At 51.6% G+C, this 19598-nt stretch carries 25 protein-coding genes; 13 read left to right on the top strand and 12 right to left on the bottom strand.

The genetic code is table 11. The features are described 5' to 3' along the window. Nucleotides 1-75 precede the first annotated feature (75 nt). Nucleotides 76-786 carry a YnfC family lipoprotein gene (locus tag ACP4QI_RS09750; protein ID WP_285130850.1) on the top strand — a complete coding sequence of 237 codons (711 nt, stop codon included), beginning with the start codon at nucleotides 76-78 and terminating at the stop codon, nucleotides 784-786. Between the two features lie 39 nt (nucleotides 787-825). On the opposite strand, the gene ACP4QI_RS09755 is transcribed toward ACP4QI_RS09750, so the two are convergent. Beyond that, nucleotides 826-1155, bottom strand: a complete 330-nt coding sequence (locus ACP4QI_RS09755) for a DUF1283 family protein (protein WP_142489352.1) — start codon at nucleotides 1153-1155, stop codon at nucleotides 826-828. A gap of 148 nt (nucleotides 1156-1303) precedes the next feature. Here ACP4QI_RS09755 and ACP4QI_RS09760 point away from each other — a divergent pair, with 148 nt between their 5' ends. The 3 genes from ACP4QI_RS09760 (at nucleotide 1304) to ACP4QI_RS09770 (ending at nucleotide 3980) form a co-directional block, all read left to right on the top strand. After that, entirely contained in the window at nucleotides 1304-1630 is a 327-nt protein-coding gene (locus ACP4QI_RS09760) for a YnfA family protein (RefSeq protein WP_285127771.1), read from the top strand. Between the two features lie 110 nt (nucleotides 1631-1740). Then, a complete protein-coding gene (manD, locus tag ACP4QI_RS09765; protein ID WP_142489354.1) occupies nucleotides 1741-2955 on the top strand; it encodes a D-mannonate dehydratase ManD in 1215 nt (404 codons plus the stop codon). A gap of 11 nt (nucleotides 2956-2966) precedes the next feature. After that, nucleotides 2967-3980, top strand: a complete 1014-nt coding sequence (locus tag ACP4QI_RS09770; protein ID WP_285127770.1) for a Zn-dependent oxidoreductase — start codon at nucleotides 2967-2969, stop codon at nucleotides 3978-3980. A gap of 184 nt (nucleotides 3981-4164) precedes the next feature. On the opposite strand, the gene ACP4QI_RS09775 is transcribed toward ACP4QI_RS09770, so the two are convergent. From ACP4QI_RS09775 to ACP4QI_RS09825, 11 genes are all read right to left on the bottom strand, one after another. Further along, nucleotides 4165-5448: a tyrosine-type recombinase/integrase gene (locus ACP4QI_RS09775; protein WP_426494775.1), complete on the bottom strand. Its 1284-nt coding sequence runs from the start codon at nucleotides 5446-5448 to the stop codon at nucleotides 4165-4167. Between the two features lie 32 nt (nucleotides 5449-5480). Beyond that, the gene (gene xisR / locus ACP4QI_RS09780) at nucleotides 5481-5732 is read right to left on the bottom strand and encodes an excisionase family protein (protein ID WP_234600573.1); all 252 of its coding nucleotides are present in this window, start codon (nucleotides 5730-5732) and stop codon (nucleotides 5481-5483) included. Nucleotides 5733-5831: 99 nt separating this feature from the next. Next, entirely contained in the window at nucleotides 5832-6071 is a 240-nt protein-coding gene (locus ACP4QI_RS09785) for a DUF4060 family protein (RefSeq protein ID WP_426494774.1), read from the bottom strand. Continuing rightward, complete coding sequence (locus tag ACP4QI_RS09790; RefSeq protein ID WP_426494773.1) at nucleotides 6058-6534, bottom strand: hypothetical protein; 477 nt, start codon at nucleotides 6532-6534, stop codon at nucleotides 6058-6060. Before ACP4QI_RS09790 ends, ACP4QI_RS09785 begins: the two co-directional genes overlap by 14 nt. A gap of 34 nt (nucleotides 6535-6568) precedes the next feature. Beyond that, a complete protein-coding gene (locus ACP4QI_RS09795) occupies nucleotides 6569-7612 on the bottom strand; it encodes a RecT family recombinase (protein ID WP_426494772.1) in 1044 nt (347 codons plus the stop codon). A gap of 14 nt (nucleotides 7613-7626) precedes the next feature. Further along, entirely contained in the window at nucleotides 7627-10608 is a 2982-nt protein-coding gene (locus ACP4QI_RS09800) for a RecE family exodeoxyribonuclease (RefSeq protein WP_426494771.1), read from the bottom strand. A gap of 138 nt (nucleotides 10609-10746) precedes the next feature. Further along, entirely contained in the window at nucleotides 10747-10911 is a 165-nt protein-coding gene (locus ACP4QI_RS09805; RefSeq protein ID WP_285127765.1) for a YdaE family protein, read from the bottom strand. Nucleotides 10912-11029: 118 nt separating this feature from the next. Beyond that, complete coding sequence (locus ACP4QI_RS09810; protein ID WP_426494770.1) at nucleotides 11030-11284, bottom strand: hypothetical protein; 255 nt, start codon at nucleotides 11282-11284, stop codon at nucleotides 11030-11032. A 310-nt stretch (nucleotides 11285-11594) separates the two neighbouring features. Then, nucleotides 11595-12431, bottom strand: a complete 837-nt coding sequence (locus ACP4QI_RS09815) for a DUF6414 family protein (RefSeq protein ID WP_426494769.1) — start codon at nucleotides 12429-12431, stop codon at nucleotides 11595-11597. Next, the gene (locus ACP4QI_RS09820) at nucleotides 12394-12573 is read right to left on the bottom strand and encodes a hypothetical protein (RefSeq protein ID WP_426494768.1); all 180 of its coding nucleotides are present in this window, start codon (nucleotides 12571-12573) and stop codon (nucleotides 12394-12396) included. Before ACP4QI_RS09820 ends, ACP4QI_RS09815 begins: the two co-directional genes overlap by 38 nt. 183 nt (nucleotides 12574-12756) lie before the next feature. Next, the gene (locus ACP4QI_RS09825) at nucleotides 12757-13224 is read right to left on the bottom strand and encodes a helix-turn-helix domain-containing protein (protein WP_426494767.1); all 468 of its coding nucleotides are present in this window, start codon (nucleotides 13222-13224) and stop codon (nucleotides 12757-12759) included. 13 nt (nucleotides 13225-13237) lie between these two features. Between ACP4QI_RS09825 and ACP4QI_RS09830 the strand changes: the two genes are divergently transcribed. The 9 genes from ACP4QI_RS09830 to ACP4QI_RS09870 all read left to right on the top strand — a co-directional run bounded on the left by ACP4QI_RS09830 (nucleotide 13238) and on the right by ACP4QI_RS09870 (nucleotide 18910). Beyond that, a complete protein-coding gene (locus ACP4QI_RS09830) occupies nucleotides 13238-13447 on the top strand; it encodes a transcriptional regulator (RefSeq protein WP_000145712.1) in 210 nt (69 codons plus the stop codon). Nucleotides 13448-13457: 10 nt separating this feature from the next. Continuing rightward, nucleotides 13458-14015, top strand: a complete 558-nt coding sequence (locus tag ACP4QI_RS09835) for a toxin YdaT family protein (protein ID WP_426494766.1) — start codon at nucleotides 13458-13460, stop codon at nucleotides 14013-14015. An 84-nt stretch (nucleotides 14016-14099) separates the two neighbouring features. Continuing rightward, nucleotides 14100-14291: a ClpX C4-type zinc finger protein gene (locus tag ACP4QI_RS09840; RefSeq protein ID WP_426494765.1), complete on the top strand. Its 192-nt coding sequence runs from the start codon at nucleotides 14100-14102 to the stop codon at nucleotides 14289-14291. A gap of 16 nt (nucleotides 14292-14307) precedes the next feature. Beyond that, nucleotides 14308-15189, top strand: coding sequence for a hypothetical protein (locus ACP4QI_RS09845; protein ID WP_426494764.1), 882 nt, complete (start codon nucleotides 14308-14310; stop codon nucleotides 15187-15189). Further along, on the top strand, nucleotides 15189-15965 hold the full coding sequence (locus tag ACP4QI_RS09850; RefSeq protein WP_426494763.1) for an ATP-binding protein: 777 nt from the start codon (nucleotides 15189-15191) through the stop codon (nucleotides 15963-15965). Before ACP4QI_RS09845 ends, ACP4QI_RS09850 begins: the two co-directional genes overlap by 1 nt. After that, complete coding sequence (locus tag ACP4QI_RS09855; RefSeq protein ID WP_426494762.1) at nucleotides 15955-16266, top strand: hypothetical protein; 312 nt, start codon at nucleotides 15955-15957, stop codon at nucleotides 16264-16266. The genes ACP4QI_RS09850 and ACP4QI_RS09855 overlap by 11 nt, the downstream gene beginning before the upstream one ends. Then, nucleotides 16263-16607: a hypothetical protein gene (locus ACP4QI_RS09860; protein ID WP_426494761.1), complete on the top strand. Its 345-nt coding sequence runs from the start codon at nucleotides 16263-16265 to the stop codon at nucleotides 16605-16607. The genes ACP4QI_RS09855 and ACP4QI_RS09860 overlap by 4 nt, the downstream gene beginning before the upstream one ends. Then, nucleotides 16604-16897 carry a hypothetical protein gene (locus tag ACP4QI_RS09865; RefSeq protein WP_426494760.1) on the top strand — a complete coding sequence of 98 codons (294 nt, stop codon included), beginning with the start codon at nucleotides 16604-16606 and terminating at the stop codon, nucleotides 16895-16897. Before ACP4QI_RS09860 ends, ACP4QI_RS09865 begins: the two co-directional genes overlap by 4 nt. A gap of 348 nt (nucleotides 16898-17245) precedes the next feature. After that, the gene (locus ACP4QI_RS09870; RefSeq protein ID WP_426494759.1) at nucleotides 17246-18910 is read left to right on the top strand and encodes an AIPR family protein; all 1665 of its coding nucleotides are present in this window, start codon (nucleotides 17246-17248) and stop codon (nucleotides 18908-18910) included. Nucleotides 18911-19598 lie beyond the last annotated feature (688 nt).

Genomic DNA, 19598 nt, shown 5'->3' on the forward strand with positions numbered 1-19598 from the left:
TTACACTAAAGGTTAATGTAAATGGTTGTATTTGCTAATATGACCGTGAGTTATCTTCGTCTATCGGTAGGTCATGTGAATAAACACGCGCTTGTACTTGTCCTGGCGGTTCTGTTGGCGGGGTGTGATAACGCCACCGCACCGCTGTCGTTTACGCCAGAGATGGCCAGCTTCTCTAACGAGTTTGATTTTGATCCGCTCCGCGGGCCGGTGAAGGACTTTAGCCAGACGCTTTTCAATGATAAAGGGGAGGTGGCGAAGCGCGTCAGCGGCACGCTGTCGGCGGAGGGCTGCTTTGACAGCCTCGAGTTGCAGGATCTGGAGTCGAATTCCGGCATCGCCCTGGTGCTGGATGCCAACTACTATCTCGATGCCCAGACCCAGCAGAAAAAGCTGCGGCTGCAGGGTAAATGCCAGCTGGCAGAGATGCCTGCGTCGGGCATTACATGGGATACCGACGACAACGGGTTTATCGTCAGCGCCCACGGTAAAAATATGGAAGTCCGCTATCGCTACGATACTGACGGCTATCCGCTGGGGAAAACCACCGTGGCCGGGGAGCAGCATCTGTCGATTACGGCAACCCCGTCATCAGACAAGCGTAAGCGAATGGACTATACCGCCGTCAGCCTGCTGAATGATAAACCGCTGGGTAATGTGAAACAGACCTGCGAGTACGACCGGCATAACAACCCGGAAGAGTGCGTGCTGGAAATTGTGGACGCGAGCGTGAAGCCTGCGATGGCGCGTAAGTACACTATTAAAAACAGTATCGAATATTACTAAGCACCGCGCAGCAGGCTGCGCGGTAATGTCGGGCAGAAATCAGGGCGCCAGCGCGCGGCCGGTGCGGCGATCCAGGCAGCGCAGGGTGTTGGGCTCCCAGTAGGCATTCACGTTGGCGCTCTGCTGGCATTTATCCCGCGCATCAAAGGCGACATCCTCTTTATCCCACTCTTTCTCCACGCGGGTATTCACCTTTTGGCGCAGGTTGCGGGTGTCATTCCATTGCTCTTTATCCATGGCGGCATTTTGACGGCTCTGGGCGCTGTCGCCGGATTCAATAATCAGTTTGCTGGTATTGGCGGATACTGGCGCGACGAAGACCGCGGCCAGCAGGGCAACCAGACAGAGACGTGTGCTCAATTTACTCATAGCGATTTCCTTATGGATGGTGGAAATTCGAATCCCCACCGCAGATTCTATAACAGTCCATTTTGAGGGCAAACCCACATCGGGCATGTGGAAAGGATCCTTTCACATTCGGGTATAATACCGCATCACTCATCAGACAACGTTAAATATGTTTAAAACAACTCTGCTCTTTTTTGCCACCGCGCTGTGCGAAATTATTGGCTGCTTTCTGCCCTGGCTGTGGCTGAAGAAAGGCGCGTCGGTGCTACTGTTAATTCCCGCGGGCATCGCCCTGGCGCTTTTCGTCTGGCTGTTAACGCTGCATCCGGCGGCCAGCGGGCGCGTCTATGCCGCCTACGGTGGGGTGTACGTCTGCACCGCGCTGCTGTGGCTGCGGGTCGTGGATGGCGTGAAGTTGAGCCCGTATGACTGGGCTGGCGCACTGGTTGCGTTGTGCGGCATGCTGATTATTGTGGCAGGCTGGGGGCGCGCTTAGGCGCCTCATTCTGTGATCGAGCGAGGGTTTTTCGATCTTCATACTTGTATGGTAGTAGGGTTGTTGCGTAAATTTCCTGCATCACAACAAGAGATGTAAGGAACCGAAAAATGAAGATTGTAGGGGCTGAAGTTTTTGTCACCTGTCCAGGGCGTAACTTTGTCACGCTGAAAATCACCACCGACGAAGGGATCGTTGGCCTGGGTGATGCCACCTTAAATGGCCGCGAATTGTCCGTGGCCTCGTACCTGAAAGATCATCTCTGCCCGCAGTTAATTGGCCGTGATGCCCACCGTATCGAAGATATCTGGCAGTTCTTTTATAAAGGCGCGTACTGGCGTCGCGGCCCGGTCACCATGTCGGCGATTTCCGCCATCGACATGGCGCTGTGGGATATTAAAGCCAAAGCCGCCAATATGCCGCTGTACCAGCTGCTGGGTGGCGCCTCCCGCGAAGGGGTAATGGTTTACTGCCACACTACCGGCCACACCATCGACGATGTGCTGGAAGATTACGCCCGCCATAAAGAGATGGGATTCAAGGCGATCCGCGTTCAGTGCGGCGTGCCGGGAATGAAAACCACCTACGGTATGTCTAAAGGAAAAGGGCTGGCGTATGAACCCGCTACCAAAGGCAACTGGCCGGATGAACAGCTGTGGTCAACCGAAAAATACCTCGATTTTACCCCGAAATTGTTTGACGCCGTGCGCAACAAGTATGGCTTTAATGAACACCTGCTGCATGACATGCACCACCGTCTGACGCCGATCGAAGCCGCGCGTTTCGGTAAGAGCATTGAGCAGTACCGGATGTTCTGGATGGAAGATCCAACCCCGGCTGAAAACCAGGAGTGCTTCCGTCTGATCCGCCAGCACACCGTTACGCCGATTGCGGTGGGCGAAGTGTTCAACAGCATCTGGGATTGCAAGCAGCTGATTGAAGAGCAGCTGATCGACTATATCCGCACCACCATCACCCACGCGGGTGGTATTACCGGGATGCGCCGGATTGCCGATTTCGCCTCGCTGTATCAGGTGCGCACCGGCTCGCACGGTCCGTCTGATCTGTCACCGATTTGTCACGCGGCGGCGCTGCACTTTGACCTGTGGGTGCCGAACTTTGGCGTGCAGGAGTACATGGGCTATTCCGAGCAGATGCTGGAGGTGTTCAATACCAACTGGACCTTCGAAGACGGCTACATGCACCCGGGCGATAAACCGGGCCTGGGCATCGAGTTTGATGAAAAACTTGCGGCAAAATATCCCTACGATCCAGCCTACCTGCCGGTTGCCCGTCTGGAAGACGGCACGCTGTGGAACTGGTAAAGGAGCAGAAGATGAAAAGTATCGTTATTCAACAACCGAATACGCTGGTTATCGAAGATCGCCCGTTACCTGCTCCCGCCGCGGGCGAGGTGCGCGTCAAGGTGAAGCTGGCCGGGATTTGCGGTTCCGACAGCCATATCTATCGCGGCCATAATCCGTTCGCCAAATATCCGCGCGTCATCGGCCATGAGTTCTTTGGCGTGATTGATGCCGTCGGGGACGGCGTCGATAGCGCCCGCCTGGGGCAGCGCGTCTCGGTGGATCCGGTGATCAGCTGCGGCCACTGCTACCCGTGCTCGGTCGGCAAACCGAACGTCTGCACCTCGCTGGTGGTGCTGGGCGTCCATCGCGACGGCGGCTTCAGTGAGTACGCCGTGGTACCGGCCAAAAATGCCTGGGTCATCCCGGAGACCATCAGCGATAAGCACGCGGTAATGGTGGAACCCTTCACCATCGCGGCCAACGTCACCGGCCACGCCAGCCCTACGGAGCAGGATGTGGCCCTGATTTATGGCGCTGGCCCGATGGGGCTGGTCACCGTCCAGGCGCTGAAAGGCGTCTATAAGGTGAAGCAGGTGATTGTGGTCGATCGCATCGAAGAGCGCCTGGCGATGGCGCAGCGCAGCGGAGCCGACTGGGTTATCAACAATGGCAACCAGTCCCTGCAGGCGGTGCTGGACGAGAAGGGTATCAAGCCGACGCTGATTATTGATGCGGCCTGTCATCCCTCCATTTTGCAGGAAGCCATTACTCTGGCCTCGCCGGCGGCGCGCATCGTGCTGATGGGCTTCTCCAGCGAGCCGAGCCAGATTGTGCAGCAGGGAATTACCGGCAAAGAACTGTCTGTTTTCTCGTCCCGTCTGAATGCCAATAAGTTCCCGGTGGTGATCGACTGGCTGGAAAAAGGGCTAATCGATCCTGACAAACTTATTACCCATACCTTTGAGTATCAGCACGTTAAAGACGCCATTGAACTGTTTGAGAAAGACCAGCGGCAGTGCTGCAAGGTATTGCTGACCTTCTGATAACGATGAATGCGGTTTAGCGGTACGCATCTTACCCTGTTGAGATAGCCAATATGACTCAAGTACAACATGAAAGAACGACATCTGACCTGGTCAAAGCCGCCGTATCCGGGTGGCTTGGCACTGCGTTAGAATTTATGGATTTTCAGCGCTAAGAGGGGTATGTCGAGGATATATAAAGATATTATGCAGCGGTCCTGTCGCTGTGGGGCATGGTTGGGGCAAAGTCGCTTAATTTTGAACTCAACATGGCGATCTGGTCCAGGTTGTTTTCCTCCATCCACTTCCCATAAACCTGAAATACCATCTGGGCATCGGCATGCCCCATCTGATTAGCAATGAAGTTCGGGTTTGCTCCTGCAGAAAGCGACCAGCACGCATACGTGTGTCTCGACTGATACGATTTCCGGTGGCGAAGGCCGGCTCTTTTCATCGCCGCATCCCACGAGTTCCCTATGGAGTTGATGGAGAAGTGCTTGCCGTAATTCCCCGCCCTGGCTGTCAGTGACGGCAGGAAGACAAACGTGCACTTATTGAACTCTTTCTTTCCGTACTCCCTCAGCTTAACAGATACGTTATGCTCCTGAGAGAGACGGGTCATTTCATACTGGCTTTTGAATGCCTCGAGAGCAGGCTCGATCAGGTGCACAACCCGGTTAGTGCCAGCATTGGTTTTCGGCAGCGTGAAGATCCCTTTCTGCGTCAGGCTTCTTCTGACGGTGATTGTTCCCGCCTTCAAGTCCACATCTTCCCAGGCAAGTCCGCACAGCTCACCCGGCCGCAATCCGGTGTAAACGGCGATAGCCCACAGATTCTTGCTTTGCTGATGGTGGCAGGCGTCAATCAGGCGAGGAAACTCCTCTCGGGTGATCGGGTCAGGATCCGGGCGGGACTCTCGCAGAGGGGCCACACCGTTCATTGGTGACTGTGCAATGTAGCCATTTTCAACCGCAAACTGGAAGATACCGAATAACACGGTCATGTAGTTGTTCACAGTAACTGCGGATCGACCCCGCTTCGCAGTTTTATGTCCCTGCTTCATGACCTGGAAACCGGTCAGCAGTTCCTTCCGGACTTCCAGCATGCTCTCTTTGGTGATTGAAGAGATAAGGGTGCCGGGCCCAATAATAGTCGTGACATTAGCAATGACTCGTCCATAAGTGTTGAGAGATGATTCAGCCACCTCCATTTCCTTTAGTGCAAGCCATCTCGCGGACAACTCCCCGATCGTTACCTCTTGCCTTGCCTCCCCGAACCGCGCCAGGTTCTGGGAGGAGGGGAACTGCTGGGCATAGTTGAAGGTTCCGGTTTTAATGGCGTAGCAGATCGACGTCCGCAGCTCGCCGGCCACTTTTCTGTTTTTGGGGGTGTCAGCCACCCCCAGGCTTTCACGCACTCTGACCCCTTTGTAGATGAACCACAGCCTTAGCGTGCCGCCGTGGTTTTCCACTCCTGTTGGGTATTTCATAACGATTCCTCGTTGGTTGATGGTCAGAGTATTTAAGCAGATTGTCGCCGCGGTTTCGCTGAGGCCATACGGTCGATCCAGCGGTCGATCTCATCCAGGTTGTAAAAACATGGGCTGTTATCCCACGGACTACAGTCAAAAGAGACGTGTTTGTATTCCTTCCCCTCCAGAAAAGTCTTTTCCCGCGCCTTCTTCAGTGTCCCCTTTTTAATACCCTTCAGGGCTATCAACTGCTCCTCAGACACCCATTTCCCGGGCGATACCATCATGATTACTTCACTCATACCTTCCTCCACTCAAACTTAATGCCGGGGCGAACTGGCTAATTTTCCGCACCCGGCAAAGCCATCAGCTGTTTTAGGTTGTTCGGTGATATTTCAATATCAGACGACCTGCCCGGGTAGGGATCGCAGGCGGCGCATGCCGGTCATCGCCGTGGCCACGTAGCTCGCCTTCCGGTTCACCACCTCCACCCAGACCTTCACTCCCTCCACCCGCACCGTGTACGTCTCTTTCATCCGGCAGCGCCCGTAGTTGCCGTAGCGTTCCTGATGAGCCGCCAGGGCGATATCGCAGGCCTGACGCGCCAGCGGTGACTGTGTGCTGCGGTTAATCAGTCGCATGGTCATCTCCTTGCTGCTCAGGAAGCATGGCGGCGCGGCAGGCTTCCCAAAGCTCTTCCGCCTTAGCGTTAGCTGCGATACGGCTGTCAATTACCCGCTCACAAAAATCAACCAATTCATGCGGGCATTCATCCGGCACCGCTGGCTGCGGTAACTGTGGTGCGGGCGGGGTGATAATTTGAAACTCAGCATTATGCGGCTGTGCTTTTAAAACAAAATCTACTTGGTCACGTCTAATGGTTTGCCACTCAGTTACCTGTCCGTTGTAGCCATTTCGAATGCGGTATTGATAGACGGGTTCGACAGGCGCTGTCAGCGCTGCAACCGCGGCATTTAGCAAGGCAATGCTCACCTCACACACTGAACGTTCAGCGGGTGATGGTGTGACTTCTGCGATCTCCCGCGCAGCTCCAATTCGCTCTTGAGCGCACCATATCAACTGCTCTTTGGTAAATTTGCTCATCTCGTTACCGGGAGGGCGGACCCTCCCGCCTCCCTTAGGCCACGTATTCCGGTTTCATATCTGCCAGGGTGATGCTGAACTTATCGTGCAGCTCCTCACTCAGATGGCGCTTCGCCGTCGCCAGCAGGCGCTCAGCTTCCGCGAATTGCTCAGCAGCGCCCGGTTCGCCAGACTGAGGCAGGGAGTTAATCGCTGCGTCAACCGCATTGCGGTGCTTCACCAGGTGATAACGGCGCGTCGCCTTATTCTTCAGCTCCGTGAACAGGGTGGTACCGAGCGCGGCTTTGGAGTCGTTGATTTCGTTGCCGACGCTGGTGGCTTCATCGAGTGTTTCTGCCTTCTCAATGCGATCCCGGAATTCATCGGCCATAGCATCGATGTTGGCGGCAGATTCCTGCGCGCTGTGGGTGGTTGTTACGGCGTCACCTTTGATGTCAGCCAGACTCACGCGCTGGGCGGGTGCCGGGTTGATCTCCTTCTCGGTGCGTGGCTCCACCTCATCCGGGCTGTAAACGCCGAGGATGACCTCAGGACAGTACAGGCGCGCCCAGTACTTCACCGCGAGATAAGCGATCTGCTGCTTGGGTGCTGTTTTCCACAGCGGCGAGTTACGGGTGGTGATGTCAGCCAGGTAGAAGTTCTCGCCCCAGGTGATCTCTGTTTCGCCGCGCAGGACCGCGCCGACCCGGACAAACAGGCCGAGCTCATCGCGGCCGTCTTTCTTGCCGGCGATCTTTTCCCAGTCGCCGCCGTATTCGTAATGGAAGCGGCCCACGATGGCGCTTGAGCTGGAGATAACCGCGTTAACCAGCTGCGCTTCGTACCCCAGCACGCCGTTGACCAGGTGCGTTTTCTGCGCCACGGCGTAAGGGTTCATGCCCCACTGCATGGCCTGCATGACGATCGCCATACAGTCGGCAGGTTTCCCCGCCAGATGCTTCGGTACGGTCACAGCAGACTGCGCCATCAGCTCAGCAAAGGCGGTCAGTTGGCCGAGTGCCTGCACGTTGAATACTGCATTGCTGGCAGAGATGGTGTTCGGAGTCTGCTCAGCAGCGATAATGTTGGTGTTTTGCATGGTCATTCTCTCCATTAAGCCAGGCGCAGCGCTTCAAGGCGGCGCAGGTCGAAGTCGTTCAGTTCGTCGGTGTAGTCTTCGGTGATCGGCGCTGGCCAGCAGTTGGTGTCGTAAGCCTGAGCCAGGGCGCGCATGGTTTTCTGATACTCCTGCATGCCCAGCGCCAGCAGATCCTCCGACGCCTCAATGACCGCCACCCAGTGGTAACCCTCGTCTTTGTTGACGAAGATCCAGAAGAACTGATCAAAGTCAGCGACGCTGCTGTACATGCCCGCGCTGAGGTGGTAATCGCGATCGATGATTTCCCGATGCAGCTTGGCGCGCAGGCCGTCCTGCTTAATGCGGCCCATGCTGATCGTCTTCAGGTCAACACCGATACGAACGCCGTTGATTTCTACCTCAAGGTCCGGGCGTACACGGACTTCAAGGCCGGTTTCGTCGTCCATTCCGAAGTAACTGGTTTCGACAGCGCGGGAAGGGTGGCGCAGCAGTTTCCCGGCTGATTCATGGTTAAGCAGGGCCTGCTGAATTGCAGTGGCCAGCGCCAGTTGTTCACTGGACAGTATGGTTTTCCCGGCAACGCTATCGCGCCATTCCTGCTCGAATTCATCAGCGAAAATGGCATCCGGCTTCACCGCGCGGATCGACGCCTGCAGTTCCTCTTTCTTGCCAGTGAGCTTCAACTGCTCGGCCTTTGGCTTATCCGCATTAAATTCGCGGATGAACGCCTTCATGGAGTCGGTGGTGGTGAACGCTCCCTCCGGAGCGCCCGGGAACACAGCGAACTCTTCGTGAAGCTTCTCCGGCTCAAGGGCCAGCGTGTGGGCCAGGCTGCCGAACGTCAGCGCCTCGCTGCTTTCGCGGCGAATAGTCTTGGTTACGTGGCGGCCGTGGTAGAACATCAGGCTGACACGTGCATCTTTCACCTGGGTGCTGCTGATCCCGTTCGCTGCGTGATACACGTTATTCGGCAGGCCTTCATATCGGCCAGGTTCGAAGTATGCAGGGAACTCCACACTTGGAATTGATTCCTGCGGCATCAGCTCACCTTCAAGCGCTGCTGGCTCGGCTTCCGGTTGTGTGGCGTTCGCCAGCTCTGGTGCCGCGGCGGCCAGCACCTCAGTTGGGTTCAGGGAATCTGTTTGCGGATCAGTTGCATCAGCGCTTTCGCTTGGTGGAACCGCGTCAATACTTTCTCCTTCCGCCGGGTCAGTCGTTTCCATCTGCACATCGCTGGTGGTCTCCTCTATAACCGATGAACGGTCATCTGTTTGTGGTTGTTTTTCGTTCATCAGGCCTTCGATGGAGAACATGCCGCCGCCGAGGTTCGCGACTTGCGGCTGGCTGGTGGCGGTTTTTTCCGCTTCAATCTTCTCGTTAATTTCTTTCTCCCAGCTAACCTCTGGGGTGTGGCGAGCCGCCGCCAGCATTTCCGCTGTAGGATTCTCGTGGTCGATTTCGGTCAGGTTCGCGTTGATGTATCCGGCAAGGCGCCCAGAATATTTGTAGAACTCAGGGTGAGCACTACGGATCAGCGCAAAAATTGCAGCGCGGGAATAATCCAGAATGCCGGGTGTTGCGCGTAAAGCTTCAGACCATTCTTTAAACGGACTGTCATTCGCTGCGACGATAGCTTTTGCCTGGCGGAAGGCGTCACTTGGAATGTCGTAGATATTGAAATCAGCTGAAAGCGTTGCCAGCGCAATCTCAGTATCGAGCCCGTCAAAATCGGGTTTGTAGTTAGGGTTGCGATCGGTCTTTCCGCCACCGCCCGGCTGTGCTGCCGGTACCTCAGGTTCAGCAGCTGTCGCAGGCAGTGGCAGCAACTCAGTTGCAGCGTTGAACTCAGCTGTCATTGTCTGGTTCACGAACTCCAGATGAGCAACCGGGTTGAGATGGATATTCTCAGGTGCGATGCGCACCAGATTGAAAATGGCCGCGCGGTTGACCGCCAGAATGCCGGGTTGATTGCGCAGGATCTTGCTCCAGGACTTCCAGTCTTCATCTTTATTCGTCACTATCTCTTTCGCCCGACGGAGAATGCCGCCCGGGATTTCCCGATGGTTGAAGTCCATCGGAAGCAAGGCGCATGCGATCTCAAGACCGAGTGTATCCAGGGTGTGGTGTGCTCCTTCACCACGGTCAGTTACGTACCCGCCATCGGCATTGGTCCCGGCGTCAGTGCGCTGTACGTTGCTGATGCGGTTGCCGGCGGTCCATTCGCGCGTCAGGATCCCGCGGTCAATGTGCTCGGTGCTGAACCACGCCTTAAAGAATTGGATGACGACAGACAGCTCAGTGCGTTTTCCATCAACAGGGAAGATAGTTTTCAGTGCATTGACCACTTTCCAGATATCGGGCTCATGCGCTTTCTTGAAGCCCTCAACATTTTCGGCGGCCAGAATCATGTTCTGCACGTAGCTGTTATCCACATCCAGTTCGAGCTCGAGAATGGCTTTCTTCTGCTCTTCGTCGACGTGGTAGAAATACTGCTTGTCGGCGATGTACTGCGCCAGAAGACGCTGACGGAAAGGCAGGGTGGCTACAGTCGTTAAGACCGGGAGTTTGCGTTCGCGGAACTCTCTCACCGCATCACAGACCGTTTCGGTGCTGGTTGCATCACCAACAATTTCGCCAGTTTCGATATCCACGCCGTCGACAACAGTAGTGTCAGTACCCTCAACAACCTCTTCGTCTGGTTGTGTCAGCTGTGCGGCCCCGGGGATCACGTTCCAGTTGCGCTGGTCGTCGGCCAGGGTGTAGCGCTCGCACCAGGTGTAATCGATGGTGCTTTCTTCGGGCAGGTCGTTAACAACAGGCATGTCGGTGCGGACAGGCTTGGCGTAGTCTTTACCGCGGCCAGTTTCGATGCCAGCTTCTTCCAGCTCAACATCGAGCGTCAGGGCAGCGCGCGCTTCGCTTTTCGCAGTGAACCAGATCACTGCATCTTGCTTGCCGGATTTCTGAGTGGCCTTAACCAGGTAGAAAAATTCCATGTCAGATCCTCATTTTTGGATGTAAGATCCCCGGGCCAGAGATAGCGCCCATTGGGTGTTTTTTTGGTTTTGGTATAAATTCCGGTGTACTTTGGTCGGTGGCACCGGACGTAGACCCCGCCTTGCGCGGGTTTTACGTTATGCTTCGTGAGCCATCTGGTCGTACGAAGCGCAACGCTTAGAGCAGTAATCGAGTTCTTCGCGCGCCAGCTGGGCGCCGCGGATGAAGAGCAATACGTTTTTAACTTCTTTCCCTTGCTCGATTGGTTTGCGGCAGTACGCGCATTCTTTCGAGTTACACATCAGGATTCCCTTTCTGCGCCAGCAGGTAACAGATGCGGCGAACAATCACTCCCACCCAGCTCAGTTTTACGGCCTGCTGCCGTACTGGTTTACGTGCAAAATCAGTCATATCTCCCCCTTACCAGACCTTTGGCCAGCCAGCTATTACGGCAGCGGTACCAATTTCATACTCCGGCTCATCAGGTTGTTCGCTGCGATAAATGGCGGTGGCAATCTGATCTGCCTCTTTCCAATCATTCGCTTTAACCTGAAATGTGCGATACCCACTACTGCCAGAGATCACGACGGTAAATCTCAACTTAGCCATGTCTTCCTCTTTGCCCTTGTCGCCAGGCTGGCGGAACGTTTCTTTAACCTGATGCGCGTTAATCACTCCACCTCATCCGACTATTCGTATGCCGTCGGCGGCTACTTCGTGGGCTCCATGCCTGGGTGGTTCGTGGTGCGTCTTGGTGATATTAGTAAACCACCACTTTACTGAATGGTCAAGCAGGGAAGTGATAAAAAGTACAGCAATGCTTTACTTGCGCGATTTGGAGTATGAAATTGCGTGATAGAAGGCAAAAAAAATCCCGACGCTAAGGTCGGGATCGGGGAGTTCGGGGCGTTAGTTTGGCGGCGGAGTTGGTGGGTGAGGGTGTAAAAAACCCGGCGCGGTGGCCGGGTGGGATTTTATGAGCCTATTATTGACTATGTGCAACCCCTCGAAAAATAATAAGAGGTGTTATACCGAATGAACCAAAGGGCCTGCCCATTATGCTTCGCATCATGTTCAACATGCCCTGCATACCCTGTTTTAATTCATTGGTCGCTGTAGGATATGGTGCATCAGGATTATCAAGCTTGAGATCGTCAGCATAAGCATCGACAATGCAAAGAATATACCATTCACCAGGAATGAAAGGACCATACTTTAAGGAGACGTCACTTAATGTTGTTGTCAAATTTGAGGGTTCAACAGACATCCAGCTCTGGTTTCCACACGAATCAGCAAAATCAATATGAGTGGTTGGAGGTAGTATTTTTACCAATTCTTCTGCATTATCAAGATTGGCAATTTCATTTTTTAATAATGCCTTAGCCTGAGCGTTTCTTTCGTTTTTTATTTCGTTTAACTTTATTTTCTTAACAATAGGCATACAAAGATGAACCATCTGAGCATCGAATATTTTCATCATGCCTTTGATTAAAACTAGATCGCCTAGTTTAGCATCATTGAGACTTGTTTTAACTATCCCAGTTTCTGACAGTTTATTTAATAGATTTAATGGCATGCTCCATGAAGAATCAAAAGTCCTTTCTTGGGTGCGCGAATATGCTTCTGATGCGCTAGAACGTCCCCCTAAGAGAGGTATGCCTGCCTTCAGCTCATTTAGGCCATTTTCAGATTCGGAGGAGGTCTGTTTAACTGAATTTAATACACCAGAGGGATAAAGTTGCGCTGTTAATGCACTAACACGCTCCTTGTCATAATAAAAATAATCAAATAGTGAATCTATGCTTTGTGAGTCTTGAGCCATCAAAATGTTCCTCTTTGATTTTTTTTCTTTCTTCAGCAATTTTCTTTTGCGCAGACTCGATATCATCCTGAATTTTTTGCAAATCATCGACGCCCACCTTAGATGGTTGTTCATTGACTTGTTTCAGTAGTCTGCGAATCATGACAAATTCTCCAAAGAGGTTATAGCTTGATTATGTCCTCTCCAAAGTGATAAAGCAATTTTGTCATGCAGGGTCAAAAAAGCCGTGCCTGTCAAGTGACTGTATTTGCTATTTTTTTTCCAAAACATAGCAAACGACGACTGTTTTCTGCTTTAGCGACCAAGTCGATGCTGTATTTTCAAATCAGTTCTCTTGCGACCGAATCCTTCCCTTCATGTATTTCTCATACAGCTCATCCAGCTCTTTCAGGCGAATCGCAAAGATGCGGAGCATGTTCTGTTGTTCTTCTTCCGGCAGCTGGCGATAGAGCTCAAGCAACCGCTGTTCGTCCGGCTTGAGTCCATTTTTCTCACCAACGTCCTCACCGAGTAGCCATGGCACCGATACGCCAGCTGCGTCTGCAACAGCCAAGGCTGATTCTTTGCTGATTTTACCGGTTCGAAACCATCCGGTTACCGCTTGCTTACTGACGTTGGCAACCTTGGCCATCTCTGTTTTGGAGAAGCCTTTGCCATTCAATTCAGTCAGCCTAGAAATAAGGCTCTGGTTAGGATCTTTTTTATTCATAGATGGATTGTAAACAATAGCTTTACCAGTTGGTAGGCAGGCGTGTATTGACTCAATGGTAAATTGGTGCTTTACTTTGCTCACTTATGGAGGTCCTATGACTGGTATTGAAAATGCAATTCTCCGATCTGGCTCAGCCAGCGCACTTGGCGCTTTGATCGGCGTTTCAAAAATGGCTGTTTCGCTGTGGCGCCGCAAAGGCATTCCTGCCGAACGGGTGCTGCCAGTGTTCGAGGCTACAGGCGTAACTCCCCACGAACTACGCCCTGATCTCTACCCGAACCCCACAGATGGTTTACCAAAGTAGGAGCATAAAAATGCAAACACTTTCTTTTCAACAGAATAACAGAGCGCCAACAGAGCGCCTGATATTCCAGTATCACCAAAGCGAAGAGTCAGCTGGTAACGTTGACCACCGTATCTTATGTGCGGCAGTCCGTGCCTGGGCTGCAGACGAGGGGCGCCTGGTCGTTGCACTGCAAATCAAAGAAGTGGCGGAGGAGATGATGATTCAAGGCATTGATCTCAACATTCAGCCGGGCGTTTGGAACGTGAAGATGTTTCGTTGGTTAGACAACAAGGAGAACTCGGCAGCATACCGGGCGAACGTAGAACTGCTGACGCCAGCGATTCTATCCGCATTGCCCCTGGCATACCGGGATCGCGTTGTGAAGCACGACGAAGTTGCGCTTCGAATCGCCAGAACGGTGAAGGAGGACGCCGAGGCTATTCAGGCCGTCATGCTCAAAGCACCAAAGCAGGTTCGGCTGAAGGAGATTAGCGAAAAGATTGTCGCCAGCTTCTACCTGGACGGCCCGGACTCTGTGGCGCCATTGATGGCCATGGTAACGACGATGCTGGGTGGTGCGCTATGACAGATTCAGAAAAGGCGAAAGCCCTTCTGCGGGAACAGAAAGGGCTCTCAGGTGCAATAACGTCAAGCAATTGCGGAGATCAGTATGTCAGCAACTAGTAACAAGGTAAACATCCAGCCAACCCACAAGTGCTTTTTTTGCAGAAAGACGAATGTCGAAGTCGCTGGCGTTCTCATCGCTGGGGATGGCGTTTCAATCTGTCAGGAATGCGTTTTTTTGTGCGTCGAGATCGTCTTTAAGCACTCCGCCAGAACTGACGAACCGACAGCAATTTAAGCATTCAGGGGTTTATATGCGTGATTACGGCAAGGTGCATACATCTTTTTGGATAAGCGATGGAATGCGTCGGGTTTCTGATGATGCCCGCCTGCTAGCGCTGTACCTGCTCACCGGGCAACACACAAACATGATTGGTTGTTTTCGCCTACCTGATGGATACGTTTCGGAAGATCTCAACTGGAAGCCTGAAAGGGTTTCGAAAGGGTTTGACGAGCTATCTAAAAACGGTTTCGCAACGCGTGATCCGGCCTCGAAATGGGTTCTTATTCTGAACTTCATGCGGTGGAATCCCGTAGAAAATCCCAACCAAGGCATTGCTGCTCTGCGTTTGTTTGCTCAGGTGCCGGACAAATCAACTGTGAAGTCAGAGCTGGCGCGGGTCATGGCCGATGCTATAGCCCATATCGGAAGCTCAAAACTTAAGGGTTCCGAAAGGGTTCTGGAACGGTTTCTTAACCAGGAACAGGAACAGGAACAGGAACAGGAAAATACTTTGGGGCATGGCTCCGCCACACCCCCAGAGAGTGATGTTCCGGCCGATGGCAATGCGCTTCCGAAAAAGAACGCCTATTCAGATGACTTCGAGCAGGTGTGGGCGATTTATCCAAAGCGCGCCGGAGGCAACAGCAAGGCGGATGCCTGCAAAGCCTGGAATGCCAGAGTTAACTCGGGAGCCACGGTTCAAGAGTTACTTGACGGCACCCAGCGATACGCCGACTTCGTGAGAGCTACGGGCAAATTTAACACCGAGTACGTCAAACAGGCCGCAACGTTCTTTGGCCCCTCGAAACACTACGAGGAAGCCTGGAAAGTGACAGCGCCGTCAGGCGTTCGGGATCCCAATACCATCTCCCGTCCAGATAACACCATCCCACCAGGGTTCAGGGGGCAGTGATGAAAAACATGATTGGTACCGGCAGCGCGCTTGAGCGCCTGAAGAAGTTCATCCCGGCCAGCGTACAGCCGAAATTTAACAGCGTCGAAGAGTGGCAAGCCTGGCAGGAAGCCGAGGGCCGCAAGCGTTCTGAGGAGATCGACAAGCAGAATCAGCGTGCACGCTCGGAAAAGATTTTTGGTCGTGCTGGCATTCAGGCTCTGCACCGCAGCTGCTCGTTCGCGAACTATCAGGTGTCGAGCCCGGAGCAGCGCCAAGCGTACAGCATGGCGAAGAGCTACGCGCAGAATTTTGGCGGCGGTGGATTTGCAAGCTTCGTCTTCAGCGGCGCGCCGGGGACCGGAAAGAACCATCTGGCGGCGGCGATCGGTAATTTCCTGCTGGCAGCTGGCCACTCCGTTCTGGTGGTGACCATTCCTGACCTGATGCTCCGCGTCCGCGAATGCTACGACGACGGCCAGTCCGAATCATCACTGCTGAACGACCTCTGCAACGTCGATCTGCTGGTGCTGGACGAAGTCGGGATACAGCGCGGTTCCAGCGGCGAGAAGGTGATCATCAACCAAGTCATCGACCGCCGACTCTCTGCCATGAAGCCTGTTGGCATCCTGAGTAACCTGAATTACGACGAGCTGGTTGCCACACTCGGTGCGCGGGTCATCGACCGCCTGCGGATGGACTCGGGCGTCTGGGTCAATTTCGACTGGGCCAGCTACCGCGGGAAAGTGTCACACCTGCGTGCCGTGGGTGGCAAGGGGGCTGCAGATGGCAAGTAACAACCTCTGGACAATCATCCGCGCTATCCAGCGAAGCGGGGAGATAACCCCGCGTCAGGTTCGCCGGCTGCTTGGCTGCGACAGCAAAAAGGCCTTTCGCCTGCTGGAACATCTCGTTTCTGCTGGTGCTGTGAAGAACATCGGCCAGCGCCGCCACCCGGTCTACGTCATGGAGCCAGGCGGGGAAGTGCGCATCAAGCCTCTGCCGGTGACGCGGCAGAAACCCAGCATTGCAGACGTTTGCCGCCAGAACTGGCAGGGCTATCAGATCCACAAAATTATCGGGAGTGCACGGGCATGAGTGATTCACTGAACAACAAAGAGCTGGTGGCAGTTGGTCATCAGTTCGCGAAAGCGATAAGCAGCGACACGGCGATCATGGATATGGCGAAGATGTTCACTCGCCTGGCAGAACGTCTGGACTGCACCACCGCGGCGCTGCGCGAGATGACGAAGCAGCGGGATGCGCTGGCGGCCATGCAGCACCAGGGTATCCGCAAAGCGCTGGATGAATGCTACGAGTATCTCGATCGGGACTGCATCATGGAGTCGAACGGCATTAGTTACGAAGATGCTGCTCAACGAGAAGTCGGTGCAATGACTCTTCATGATGCATTACTTCGCATGGGAGCAGGCCAATGACATTCAGCACTGTTAAACCTGAGGGACCATTTGTCCTCATGACGTTCGAAGGCGATGATATTCTTTTCGATGATCGCGGCATCGTGATGATGAACGGGAAGCCGAAGTGGGTAGGCGTAGATCGTCTCTATTTTGAGAAAGACTTGGGAGAACACAAAGCTAAATACTGGACGCGCTCTATCGAGGAGGCCTTTTCATTTTCCACGATGGACGATGCGACAGCCCAGCTATGTAAGTTGAAGAATCCACACTTAATTCGGGTGCGTCGGTTGCACCTGGAGGAGGAGTGATGATGGCAGAGTAAACCGTTTTGGATATGTGCTGTGGCTCACGCATGTTCTGGTTCATCAAACATGATGCTCGTGCTTTATTCTGCTATAGCGCAGTGGTGAAGTCGTCAAAATCATTAGGTGATATTTGTGAAAGGCATGTTAAAAGGGCAATCGTGACTATTTTTCGGCGTAACACTAATTGCTTGGATGAAAAACTTCTCTTGCTGACCGAACCGTTGCCACGCAACATTATGTACAGATCTAACTTTATGACCGTTTCAGTTGCTATGAGCAAATCGTAAGGTATAAACTTGGCGTAAGTTAACTATATTTTCGTATCTATTAACCTAAATCAAGAGTACTTCGATGGCTAATTTATTAGATTGGAATACACTGCATCATAAAGTGCAAGCTTACTTGGATCCTGATAATGGTATCGATATACCACAAAAGGCTTTTCCAATTCTGATGGTGGCAACACTACTCAATGTATCTGAGGAAGAGGCCGAGGATGCGATAACCGATGGCTCAATGGACCGAGGGGTAGATGCTGTCTATGTAGATGATAGAGAAGGTAGAAACTCTATCCATATATTTCAATTCAAGTATGCAGATAACTATGAAAATACAAAAAAGAATTTCCCAAGCAATGAGATTGATAAATTAGTATCTTTTTTTATTGATTTATTGGATTTGAATAAATCCTTGGAGAAAACTTGTAATCCAATACTGTGGAATAAAATAAAAGAGATTTGGGCTGCGCTTGAAAAAAGCAATCCTTCTATTGAAGTGCATTTTTGTGGTAACACAATGGAGATGCAGATAGGTGAAAAAGATAGAGCCAATGCATCATTAAGCAAATACAAATATTTCAATGTTCATCATCATAGCCTAGACACTATTGTTAATTACTTTGTTGAAAGAAAAAATAGCATCATTAATGAACAGTTACAAATAGTTGATAAGGACTATTTTGATCGTACTGATGGGAGCATCAGAGGATTGATATGCACGGTAGAGGCTTCTGAGATAGTCAGGATTATAACTAACCCTGAAAATCCAAAAGAAGTCAGGAAAGAAATTTTCAATGATAATGTAAGGGTTTATTTAAGCCGTACAAATAAAATTAATAGGCGCATAATCGAAACGGCATTGTCGGATCGTAGTCCATTGTTTTGGTATTTAAATAATGGAATTACCATTACTTGTGATTCCTTCTCTTACATAAAAGGGAAAAGGGCACCGTTAGTTGAATTGAATAATATACAAATCGTTAATGGCGGACAAACTTCCAATGCATTATTTGAGGCTAGTTTGAATTCAACCGAAAAATTAGATGATGTTTTAATATTGGCCAGGATTATTGAAACAAAGTCTCAACCAGTTAGTTTGGCTATAGCGGAATCTACAAACAGCCAAACGCCAATAAAGAGTCGTGATCTTCGGTCAAATGATGAAATCCAGAAAAAACTAGAAGAAGCCTTTGAAGGTATGGGTCTTTATTATGATCGAAAGGATGGTCAGCATTCAAATCAACCTAAAGGTGTTAGGGTTGATGCTTTAAATGCCGGTCAAGCCCACTTGGCTTATTCTTTGGATTTACCTGAAGTTGCTAAAAAAGATAGAGGGAGGATTTTTTCAGACCTCTATGAGACTGTATTTACAGATGAGTTAATGGCTGATGATCTTTTGGCAGCGATAAAAGTGTTAACGGTTATTGAAAATAAGAAAAAGTTGCTGCAATCTGCTATTAGGAGAGAAGAAAAATTCAATCCGGCACATATGTTCCTAATCGATGGTGCATATCATGTGCTGTTCGCTGTAGGCCAAATTTGTGATGTTAATGGGGTCGATAGATTAGATTATCAAAAAGCTATTACATTCATCCCAACATCTATTAAGTACATCAGTGCTATGGTAGAGAAAGCTCAGAAAGATGACGCATCTTTTTCTTTTAATAGATATTTTAAGGACGCAAAAACTAAGACCAAAATTGCTGCTTACATTCAGGGCATGGCTAAAATAAAGTAAAAAATTAAGATAGAAAGACTTTTGCTCCGGACTTGGCTAAATTAATGATCATTTTAATATGTTCTTTGGCTAATAGGTCGCACCCTGAAACATTGCTTAGGTGCCGTTCGCTAAAGCGTTGCTGTATGCAAACCTAACCGGGATGTGCGAACAACATTACCTACCATACGATATGTGGATTTCCATATCGACGCAGCCACGGCCTCTTCGGAGGCCTTTTACTCGGCAGCTAGCCGCCTGAGGAACCGACCCGCAATAGCATGATCGATATTACCGATCGATGTAGTGATAATGATCTTTAAAATCGATTAAATATTAGCCACAGAGCGGCAACAAATTATCAACCTGACATGGAGTGTCAGCGTCGCAATATACCCCCAGGCGCAGCCCGGCTCTGCGTTCGGTAGGGTTGAGGGTTTCTAACCAGATATTTAACCCAGCCCTTTCCATCTTTCGCGAGTCTTGAAATTAACGTGAGTTTTTTACACGGGTGTAGCACTAAAATTCATTCAAATCAATAAGGTGAGTGGGAGCGCATAGACATACGTTCCAGGAGCATACTTAACCAAAACGCATGATCACTGTTTATATATACAGTATTTTGTTGTATGGTTCAGATGCTACAGGAAAAAATGAATTTTTCTTCCGGCGAACCTATTAGGAAATTTGCGCCATTTGTTATTTTGGC

The organism is Leclercia sp. TB492 (genome assembly GCF_049974505.2).
Taxonomy (GTDB): Bacteria; Pseudomonadota; Gammaproteobacteria; order Enterobacterales; family Enterobacteriaceae; genus Enterobacter; species Enterobacter adecarboxylatus_C.